The organism is Chromobacterium sp. FG89, assembly GCF_057808735.1.
Window position 1 is genome coordinate 79,679 of record NZ_JBMDIQ010000020.1, and the last position, 10,239, is coordinate 89,917.

9 protein-coding genes are annotated in these 10,239 nt (G+C 65.4%); all 9 read right to left on the minus strand.

Annotated elements, in window-relative coordinates:
• Positions 1-10 precede the first annotated feature (10 nt).
• Positions 11-1,567, minus strand: coding sequence for a type VI secretion system protein TssA (gene tssA, locus ACODRW_RS18505; RefSeq protein WP_488906399.1), 1,557 nt, complete (start codon positions 1,565-1,567; stop codon positions 11-13).
• The gene (locus ACODRW_RS18510; RefSeq protein WP_474456258.1) at positions 1,564-1,929 is read right to left on the minus strand and encodes a hypothetical protein; all 366 of its coding nucleotides are present in this window, start codon (positions 1,927-1,929) and stop codon (positions 1,564-1,566) included. Before ACODRW_RS18510 ends, tssA begins: the two co-directional genes overlap by 4 nt.
• Positions 1,930-1,942: 13 nt before the next feature.
• Positions 1,943-5,248: an ImcF-related family protein gene (locus ACODRW_RS18515; RefSeq protein ID WP_488906400.1), complete on the minus strand. Its 3,306-nt coding sequence runs from the start codon at positions 5,246-5,248 to the stop codon at positions 1,943-1,945.
• Positions 5,232-6,455, minus strand: a complete 1,224-nt coding sequence (locus ACODRW_RS18520) for a hypothetical protein (protein WP_488906401.1) — start codon at positions 6,453-6,455, stop codon at positions 5,232-5,234. The genes ACODRW_RS18515 and ACODRW_RS18520 overlap by 17 nt, the downstream gene beginning before the upstream one ends.
• A gap of 4 nt (positions 6,456-6,459) precedes the next feature.
• Positions 6,460-6,945: a hypothetical protein gene (locus ACODRW_RS18525; RefSeq protein ID WP_488906402.1), complete on the minus strand. Its 486-nt coding sequence runs from the start codon at positions 6,943-6,945 to the stop codon at positions 6,460-6,462.
• Positions 6,938-7,990: a hypothetical protein gene (locus ACODRW_RS18530; protein WP_488906403.1), complete on the minus strand. Its 1,053-nt coding sequence runs from the start codon at positions 7,988-7,990 to the stop codon at positions 6,938-6,940. The genes ACODRW_RS18525 and ACODRW_RS18530 overlap by 8 nt, the downstream gene beginning before the upstream one ends.
• A gap of 51 nt (positions 7,991-8,041) precedes the next feature.
• Entirely contained in the window at positions 8,042-9,109 is a 1,068-nt protein-coding gene (locus ACODRW_RS18535; protein ID WP_488906404.1) for a hypothetical protein, read from the minus strand.
• Positions 9,106-9,996: a hypothetical protein gene (locus tag ACODRW_RS18540; RefSeq protein ID WP_488906405.1), complete on the minus strand. Its 891-nt coding sequence runs from the start codon at positions 9,994-9,996 to the stop codon at positions 9,106-9,108. Before ACODRW_RS18540 ends, ACODRW_RS18535 begins: the two co-directional genes overlap by 4 nt.
• Positions 9,993-10,239 (minus strand): hypothetical protein (locus ACODRW_RS18545; RefSeq protein WP_488906406.1); only part of this gene is annotated, 247 nt, incomplete at its 5' end. The genes ACODRW_RS18540 and ACODRW_RS18545, both read right to left, overlap by 4 nt.

A 10,239-nucleotide genomic window follows, 5' to 3' on the forward strand; every position in this document is an offset into this window, starting at 1 on the left:
GCGGACGGCTTCACGGCAAGGCCCCGGACAGCGCCCGGGCCGGGTCCAGCGCGGCCAGGCGCGCGTTGAGCCGTTCCAGTTGCTGGCCCAGGCCGGCGCGGTCCGCGTCCTTGCGCTGCATGCGTTGGCGCAGCAGCCGCGCCAACTGCGCCAGCAGTTCGAAGGCCAGCTCCGGTTCCCAGACGTCCAACTGGTGGCCGTCCGCCTGGCGCAGCAGCGCCTCCAGCAAATGGACGGCCATTTCGGCGCGGCCGTGGCGTTCCGCCAGCCGGGCCAGCAACAATTGCCGCAGGCAGCGTTCGCGGCCGCCCGCGGCGGCGGGCAGGGCCTGCACCCAGGCGAAGGCGGCGGGCAAGCCCTGCTGCGCGGCGATGGCGTGGGCCTGGGTTTCGGTTTCCGGCCAGTCCGCGCGGTCGTCCGCCGCCGGCGCGGCGAGAGCGGCGGAGTCCGGCCGCCGCCATTGCGCCAGCCATTCCAGCGTGGCGTCCTCCGCGAACGGACTGCCGTCGCTGAAGCTCAGTTTCTCCACGCCGGGCAGCCGCTGGCACAGCCGTTGAATATCGTCGCGGATCAGCTCCGCCAGCGGCGCGGTCATTTCGCCGCCGTGCTGGTAGGCCAGCCAGGCGTAACGCTGCAGGTCCAGCCACCAGTGATTGGCTCCTTCCGCGAAGGCGCTTTCCGCCCGCTCGCTCAAATCCCGCCATTGTTGTTGCAAGAGCAGGCGCTTCAGTTGCTGGCGCAGCTCGGCGCGCGGCGGCGGCAGCCGGCTGCGGCCGTCGGCGTCGCCGGGCGGCGGGCTGCTCAGCGCCTCCCAGCGCACGGCGCGCAGCAGGCGCAGGGCGGCGGCCTGGCCTTCCGGCTGTTGGCGCAGAAACACCGCCATCCGGCGTGCCTGCTCCAGCAGTTCGCGCCATGAGCCGACATCGTCGGCGCCCGTCGGCGGCGCGTCGGCCGTCGCGGGGGCGGGCGCGTCCATGGCCGCATTGCCGGCGGCGGGGCTTGGCAGGCGCGGTTGAAGGCTGCGGCCCAGGGCATCCAGCCGCAGCGGCGGCGCCGGGCTGTCGGCCGCGAGCCGCTGCAGCAGCAGCAAGGCGGCCGCGGCCCGCCGCCACGCTTCGCCGTCGTCGTCTGCCAGCACCGCCAGCTGATCAGTGAAGCGTTCGCTGGCCAACCACTCCAGCGCATTGCGCCGCCGCGCCGGCTGGCGCGGCCAGACCGCGTCCGGGTAGCGCTCCAGCAAGGCGGCGCTCAGCTCCAGCCCGTCCGCCAGGCCGGCCACGCCGTCCTGGCGCAGCCGGGCGCAGGCGTAGTAAGCCGCCACGCGCAAATCCTTGCCGCGGGTTTTCAGCAAGGTTTCCGCATGCGCCAAGGCCAGCGGCGCGTTCATGCCGGAGAGGCGGGTCACTTCCTCTTTCAAGGTCTGAAACTCGTCGTCGTGGGACAGGTCCTCGCCGCAGGGCGCGGCGTCGGAAATCGGCTTCAGCCAGGCGGCCCAACGCGGCAGCCGCTGGCGGGCTTCTTCTTCCGGCGCGGTGTTCAGGCCCAGCAGCGCGCGCACCCAGCTCACGGGCACCCTCGCGGCGTCTTGCCGGACGGCGTTCGGCGCGCGGACAGCGTGGCCGGCCGCAAACCCATCCGGTAAGCCTGGACATTGATGGCGAGCGCGCCGCGGCCCGGCAGCATGGCGCGGCAGGCTTCGCCTCGCAGCGGATATTCGCGCCGGAGAATGCTCAGTTCCTCCTCGCTCCAGCGGTGCGGCGGCCTCAGGCCCAGAGCCTTGGCTTGAGCGTGGATGGCGGCGGGGCTGCGATCAGGCAGCAAGCTTTGACAGGCGGCGCCTATCAAGGGGTACTCCTGGCGCAGCACTTCCAGTTCGCGCGCGTTCCATTCGACGAGAGGTTTGTGTGTCGGCAAGGGCTTGGGCGTCATGATTCGCGTCTCCTCAAGGTTGGGGCCGCCGGGCCGGCTTGGCCGCGGCGGGCGGCGAGTTAGGCTCCACGATAAAAATCCGCGCCGGCAGCTGGAACTGGATCAGCTGCAACAAGGCCAGCGGGCCGGCTCCGGCCTCGCTGCGCAGCTGGTAGCGTGCCTGATGCCCGTCCGGCAAGGCCCAGCTCAACTGCCAGCTGGCGCGGTCAATCTGTTCGCGCTGGGCCTGCTCCAGCAGGCGCAGCACGCCCCAGCGGCCGGGATGGTCCTGGGTCTGGCGCAGGCCGGTCTTCTCGGTCTGCCATTGCAGGCTGGCGCCGGCCTTCAGCGGATCGCCGGGCCAGCTCAGCGCCTTCCAGCTTGTCATCTGATTGAAGTAGTGCAGGCTGTGCTGATCCAGTTGCAGCCGGACTTCCTCCAGGCCGATGGTGGCGGTGGGCTTCAGTTCGAAGCGGATGCCGGCGTCGCCCTGGGCGTAGAGCAGGCTGGACAGCCGCGACAGGCGATTCAATTCGTTGAGAAAGTTCAGGTCGAAGCGCAGCGCCTGCGCCGCCGCCGGGTCCGGCGACCATTGATCGCCTTGTTGTTCCAGCACTCCGCCCAATTGCTGGCGCACGAACTGCTGCACCAGGCCGTCGCCGGGGTGCAGGAAACGGCCCAGCTCCGGCAAGGAGGCGTCGGCGTCGCTGCGGTGGAAGGGGTAGCGGCCGGCGAAGCTGGCCTGCCACGGCCGGACAATGCTCTGGTCCCACAGCTGGTTGAGGCTGGCTGCCGCCGGTTGCAGCAGGGTGTGCCAGGATTGGTCCAAGGGTTGCAGAAACAGGTGCCGGCCCAGGCCCTGCCAGTCTTCGCCCAGGCTGGCGGCCAATTGGGCGGCGTAATCGCGGCTCTCGGCCAGTTCGCCGCCCTTGCCCTGGAACACCGCCTGCGCCAGCGCGCGGGCGGCGGCGTCCGGGTCCGGCGCGGCGGCCACTTGCTGCAACTTGAGCCGGGTGGCCGCCACCCGCTCCAGATAGCGTTGCAGGCTGAGCGCGGAGCCGTCCTGGCGTTCCTCCAGCAGCCGCAGCAGCGGGCCGAAGCTTTGCGCCAGCGGCGCGGCTTCCTGTTTGCCCGTTGCCCCCTCCAGCTGCGGCGCGCTGGCGTCGGCCTTGCCCAGCAGCGCCTGGGCCTTGTCCACCAGATTGGCGCCCAGGCTGTCCACGCGCTCGCCGGCGCGGGCGTTGTCGCGCAGCAGCGCCATCAAGGCGCGCAGCGGCGAGCGCTGCGGATCGGCGTAGACCTGCAATTGCTGGGCGTTGGCGGCCAGCTTGGCCTCCGTCTGCCAGGACACCGCGTTGAGGAATTGTTGCCAGGCGCGGGCGTAGTCGGCGAAATAGCGCTGGCGCAACGCGGCTTCCAGCGCCTTGCCGGCGCTGCCCTGACCGGCCTCGCCGGCCCCCAGCACCCAGTCGCCGGCACTGCCTTGGCGGCGGTGGGCGTTGGCGAAGGCGGCGCGCAGATGCTCGTCCCAGGCTTTGCGGGTGAACACGCCGGGCAGGCTGGATTCGCTGCGCCACAGGCCGCGCAGGTCCTGGCCCGGCAGCAAGGCGGCCAGCGTCTGCGGCGGATGCTTGGCTTCGGCTTCGGCCAGGATCTGCTGATAGCGGGTGTCGTCGGCCTGTTGGCGGCCCAACTGGCCGATCAGGGTCTGGCGGCTGGCCCCGGCCAGCGCCGCGTCGGCGGGGATGCGCCAGGCGGGCTGGCCGGCCAGCCGCTCGGCGTAGAACTGCGCCATGGCGCGCAGCAGCGCCGGGGAAAAGTCAGCACGGGCGGTGTTGGCGGGGGCCGTCAGCTGGGCGGCGAGGAAGGCCGGTTCGGCGCGCGCCGGCTGGTCCAGCGTCAGATAGGCTTTCAGCGCCTGATAGCCTTGTTCGGTCCGGGCCGGATCGGAGGCCAGTTCCGCGCTGGGGGTCTGGTTCAGCGCTTGCAGCTGCTGCGCCCAGCGGCCGCGCGCCGGCGTGATCAGCGCCTGGCCGATGGCGCGGGCGTAATGCGGCCGCAAGCGCTCCAGCAAGGCGGCGTCGCGGTTCAGGCCGAAGCGGGCCGACCACGGCGCGCCGAGCTGCTGGCGGGTTTCCAGCTTCTCCAGCAACCGTTGCAGCCGCAGCGCGCTGTCCAGCGTGGCGGTTTTGGGCTGGGCGTTGACGGCGGCCTGGGCCTCAGCGATCAAGCCATGGTTTTGATAGGCGGAAACCAGCATCCCGGCCAGCCAGAACAGGCATAGCGCGCCGATGACGGCGGCCAGCCGGCGTTGCCAAGGGCGGCTGCGGCGGCGCGGGGCAAAGGCGGAGCCCTGGCTGATCGCGCCGCTCCACAGCCGGACGTCGGCCGGCCAGGTGGCCAAGGCCAGCGCCTTAACGGCGGAGGGCGCGGCCAGGCCGTCGCGCCAGCGCTGCCAGGCGGAGGCGAGTCCCTGACGCTCGCGTTCCAGCCACTGCGAGCAGCGCAGCAGAAAGGGCTGGGCCGCCGCGCCGGGGTGACGCGGAATGCCGCGCAAGGGAAGCTGATCGGCCCAGGCCCTGGCCTGAGCGGCCCAGCCGTCGGCGTTGGCGGGAAGCGTGGATATGGGCCAGCCGGCGATGCCGGGGCCGGCGTTGTCGGGCGCGCGCTGACACAGGGTCAGCGGCAGGGTCCAGCCGCAGGCGATGGACAGCTGTTCGGCGCGCTCCGCCAGCGCGGCGGCGTCGGCGGCGTCGGGGAGCAGGGCGATGACGGCGTCGGCGGGCGTCCGCCAGCGCCCGCGCAGCCGCCGCCAGCCGCCTGGAGGCGGGGCGGCGGAGGCGTCGATCAAGACCATGCCGTCGGTTTCCAGCCAGAGTTGCCGGGCCAGCGCCGGCACCGCCTGGTGGACGGCCTCGGGCGCGCCGCAGAGCAGCAGCCAGTGCGGACGCTGCCGGGCCGGGCGCTGGCGCCAGTCTTGGGCGATCAGTTCAAAAGCCGCGCCCCAGCTTTCAGCCTGAGCGTCGTTGGATGGGGCGGCGGCTTGGCGGGCTTGTCGGCGCGGGAGCCAGCGGAGCTGCGTCAGCCAGTTGGACAGCGTGCCAAAGGCGTCGCTCAGCGCCAGCAACAGCACGCAGCACAAGGCGATGCCGCAGATGACCCACGGCAGCTGGCCGTTGGCGGACAAGCCCAGGCGTTCATCCAGCAGCAGGGCCAGGATGATGAGCAAGACCGCGATGAGCAACACCATGGCCCAGTTCCAGCGCAGGCGCAGCTTGCTGAGTAGGCGCTTGGGCGGCGGTAGGGACGGCGGTGGCGGTAGTTTAGCTTTGGGCGGCATGTCCGCTCTCCTGGTAGACGAAGCCCTGCATGGCGTCGTGTTCGCCGTGCCGGGTCAGAAAGCCTTGCGGGGTGTCGGGGCCGGCGGCCTGCCAGGCCAGCAGCAGCGCCAGCCATTCCGCCGCCACGCCGGCATGGCCGATCTGGTGGTCTACCGACAGGACGGCGGCGCGGGGCTGCTGTTGGCTCAGCGCGGCGTTCCAGGGGGCGTCGTTCTGGCCGGTGGCCGACCACAGCGCGGTCAGTTGCGCCGGCTCGCAGCCGCTGAACAGCAGCGTCTCGGCCAGCACGGCGTCGGCGGTGCGGCCTTGGCTGCTCACCGGCCGGTGGAGCCGGTCCTCGTCCTCGCCTTGGGGCCAGGCCAGCAAGACGGCGCATACCGCTTCGGCGCTGTTAGCCGGCGGGCGTTCGTAAAACTGCGCGGCGACAATCAGCCGCGCGTATTGGTAGTGTTTGGGGGCGCTTTGATCCAGCCAGCTATCCAGCCGCGCCATGCCGTTGGCGGCGACGAGGGTTTCCGATGCCGGGGCCGGTTGAAGCTCGCGCCATGCCCATTGCCGCCGCCAAAGCGCGATCACATCGACGGCCACGCCATCGGTGTCGATCTGTAATTCGACATGCAAGGGCCATTGAGGCGGCAGCGCGCGCAGCGCGGGCGGTAGCGATTCCATGGCCTTATCTAGCGCATCTTCAATCCGTTGCGACATGCGCTCCTCGGGCGCGGCCTGCCAGTCCAGTAGGTCTTTATCGGGGAGGTGGGTATGGCGCACCACCTCGTCGCGATGACCGTGCGCCAAGGTTGACGCCAGTAGCGGGTGGTGCGCCTGAACGCTGGTCAGGGTCTGCGCCAGATCGCCGGCTGCGCTCCAGGCAACGCCGTGCAGCAGCGACAGCGGCTGCTGGCCAAACTGTACATTGTTCTGCTCCACCTCCTGGCGCGCCAGCTCCTCCAGATAGAGCTGATTGCGCCAGCTTTCGAGGTCGCGCATTCGCAGCGCCAGCATCAATAGGTAGATGACGAAGGGCAGGCCCAGCAAGCTGATCCAGAAGCGCCAGCCGCTGGCCGGGGCATCCGCCGGCCACAGGTAGAGGGTCAGTCCCGCGCCGCTGCCCATCACCAGCAGCAGGATCAACAGCCAAGCCCAGAGGCGCGGCGGTTTGCCCTGCTCGTAATCGGGGGCGCGCAGGCTTTCGAGATCAACCGGCATGACGTCACCTTTCTAAATGATGGCTACTCAGAGCGGCAGGAGCAGTTCCTCCCCGTGGGGTGCCCAAAAGCCGAAATGGTGAGGGGGGAGTCAGTTTGTTTAGCAGAAGCAGCAGCAATTGCGCGGCGGGAGCGTAAATCATGCCTATCGTCATCAAGGTGCTGGTTTTAGGGTGGGAGGGGTCAAGGATGAATAGCTGTAACAACCTGACTCGCGCGACGCTGGCGGGCCTGGCCCAGGCGCGCCAGCACAGGCTCAAGACTTGCCAGTCCTGCGGGAAGCGAGACGCCAGCAGGTAGGCCAACAGCGGGGCGGGGACGAGTAGCGCAAGCGCCAGACCGATGGCGTAGTAGAGGTATTGCAATCCGGCGGGCGCGCCGAGGCTGATGATCGGATGGATGGCGCCGGTATAGGCCAGCGGCGTCAGCGCGATAAGGCAGATCATCATCAGGTGACGGCCCAGGCGTTCAAGGCGGTGGCGGTCAATCATCGTCTTGGTCCTGCGGCCGGGGCGGCACCCATTCGCCGCCGCGCTGGCCTACGCTACGGTCGAACTTTTGTTGCCATTCCACCTTGCGGCCATTCTCGATGTCGTAGCCCCAGCGCTTGAGGTAGTTGCCGTCCTTGTCGTAGCTGGTCCAGTTTTCGCCGGTGGTGACGAAGCTGATTAGCGTGGCGCGATAGACTTGGCCATCGGCCACCCACAGTTCGATGTGGCGTTGGTCCGCCAGCGCATCCAGTTCCGGGCGGGGGAAGCCGGCGCTGCCGTCGGGCAGAACGCCGAGCAGATAGCGGCCATCGGTCTTGATGCCGAGGATTTTAAGGGGGATGTCGGCCGTGAAGGGTTCAAGCTTGGCTTGATAATCGGCCTCATGGTCAGGCTGCTCTTTAGCCCCTTGCTCGGTGTAGATATCTAGCCAAGTACGCTTGCGGCCATCGGTTTTGACGTAGAAGCCGCGTAGCTCTTTGATTTGGCCATTACTAGACCAATAGTTGGTATACGTCGCGCCCGTTCGAGGTCGGATTACTTGTTCCGCTGAACGAATTCTGGCTACGTAGATATCAGCTTTTACATAGGCGGGCTGTTGTAAGGCTTGTTCTATGGTAAGTCGTTGGTTGATTTGACCATCGGCATTCAGGCCGAAGAAATAAATGCCATTGACCTTGATGTCAAAGCGCGCGTAGTCGATGGTGCCGGTAAAAGGTTCGCGTTTATTTATATCTAGGCGGCGGAAGATGATTTTATGATCACGGTTGATTTTCAGCGTGGAGACGCCGCCCTCATTTTTTTTGCCAAGTTCTGCTTGTTCGGCGGAGAGGGTTTCACCATCAAAATAATCAGTGGAAAATACCCTAGGGGCATGCCAGACGTAGTACTCGGTGTCGGGGATGAGGGTTTTGCCATTGCGGTCGATGTTTTGCGGAATTGCCATGATGAACGCCTTAGTCAGTATGCCTTGCGAAGCGGGATAACCGGCCAGAGCCGATACCACCAGCAGCGCGAGGCTGATGATGAATGCCAGAAACAGATTCAAGCCGGAAGGCCGCCATCGCCTTATGGTGGACTCTTTATTTGGCATGGGTCCTCAGTCCTCTTCCGCGTCTTGCGGTCGTGGCGGCACCCATTCGCCGCCGCGCTGACCCACGTTACGGTCGAACTTTTGCTGCCATTCCACCTTGCGGCCGTTCTCGATGTCGTAGCCCCAGCGTTTGAGGTAATTACCGTCCTTGTCGTAGCTGGTCCAGTTTTCGCCGGTGGTGACGAAGGTGATTAGCGTGGCGCGATAGACCTGGCCATCGGCCACCCACAGTTCGATGTGGCGTTGGTCTGCCAGCGCATCCAGTTCCGGGCGGGGGAAGCCGGCGCTGCCGTCTGGCAGAACGCCGAGCAGGTAGCGGCCATCGGTCTTGATGCCCAGGATCTTAAGGGGGATGTCGGCGGTGAAGGATTCAAGCTTGGCCTGATAGTTGGCCTCATGGTCAGGCTGCTCTTTAGTCCCTTGCTCGGTGTAGATATCTAGCCAAGTACGTTTACGACCATCTGTTTTGACGTAGAAGCCGCGTAGCTCTTTGCGTTGGCCGTTGCTAGGCCAGTAGCTGAAGTATGCGGGGCTGGTTTCGGTTCGGGTTACTTTTTCCGCTGAACGAATCTTTGCGACATAAATACCTGCTTTGATATAGCTCGGCTCGTTTAATGCTTGTTCTACAGTGATCAGGCGATTAATTTTGCCATCCGCATCTAGCCCAAAAAAGTAAATGCCATTGACCTTGATGCCGAAATGTTCATAGTCGATAGGGAGGGTGTAGGGTTCGCGTTTCCTGATATCAGCTCTTTGGAGGGTGATTTTATGATCACGATTGATCATTATTATCGATGAGCCGATCTCATCTTGTTCGTCGACTTCCGGGGATAGAATTTCCCCATCGAAATAATCGCTGGAAAACATCCTAGTGGCGTGCCTGACGTAGTACTCGGTATTAGGTTGAATGACCTTGCCATTACGGTCAATATTTTGAGGAATTGCCATGATGAATGCCTTAGTCAGTATGCCTTGCGAAGCGGGATAGCCGGCCAGAGCCGATACCACCAGCAACGCGAGGCTAATGAGAAACACCAAAAACAGATTCAGACCAGAAGGCCACCATCGCCTCATGGCTGGATACCTTGCTTGGCCAGCATGTCGAGGGCGCGTTTGGTATCTGATTCCATTTTGGCGATGTAGTCGGGGCGGATGAGTCTGCGAGTGGCGTTGATGGGTATTTGAGTGGTGGCCACTGCACCGCGCCCCCCAATCACCGCATCCTTTATCGTTTCCAGTGGGTACTTGCCGTTGATCTTTTCAAAGTGAATATCGGTATCGGGGTCGAGCAGCTTGGCATCGACCAATTGGCAGTCATGCAATAGCCGCCAGATGAAGGTGTGGCAGTTGTTTTCGTCGAAGCTGTCGAGGCGGTAGCTCCAGCGACCACCATATTTGGAATGATAACTGGCGGCGAAATCGCGGATTTGCTGAATGGTGGTTTCAATAGAACGCTCATCGGAGCGGTAGATCCGGAAATAGGGGTGGACGATGCTACGGGCATCAGGATTGCCATGGTTGGGGTCAAAAGGGTAAGGCTTATGGCCGATACCGCGGCCAGCTAACTTTTCATATGGCTTTGCTCGCGGTTGTTTGTCATCCACTTTTCGGCGCTCAGGTGAGTCGCCATTGATGCACCCTTCTACATCCCACATGGCCCCCAACATTTTGGGAGGAGACATAGCTCTGATATCTCTTGCCGGATACCAGCCGTAACTCTCCTTGATCTTGGGATCGTCGTGGGCGATCTCCACCCAGTAGTGGCCGGGGCCGAACTTGAAAATCTCTCCATCGTAATTTTGCGGGCCTGGCTTAGACCACAGCGGGATGCGCTTGATCGTCACCCGGTCCAGCCGGGCCGGGGGCAGGCGTACTTCGCTTTCAGCGATTGCCATTGCTTTATTGGCGGCCTGGGTGACGCCGTCGCCACTCAATAGCGGGAATGATTGCCAATTGCTCATTGGGCGTCTCCTGAGTCGGTATCTAGCGTGATGTTGTGTAGCTGCTTGGCGTAGCCGCTTTTGATGGTGTCGCTGTAGCCATCCGCTCCGGTCACGCCGCGATGCACGACGCCGTCCGGCGTGGTGATGCGATAGGGCTGGCCGACGGCGGCCTGACCATTCGAGCCGGTGATAAGGAAGCGATGGCTGCGCGGCTCCACCACCTTGGCGCTGGGGAAGTCGTAAGCCGGGGTGGGCATGGAG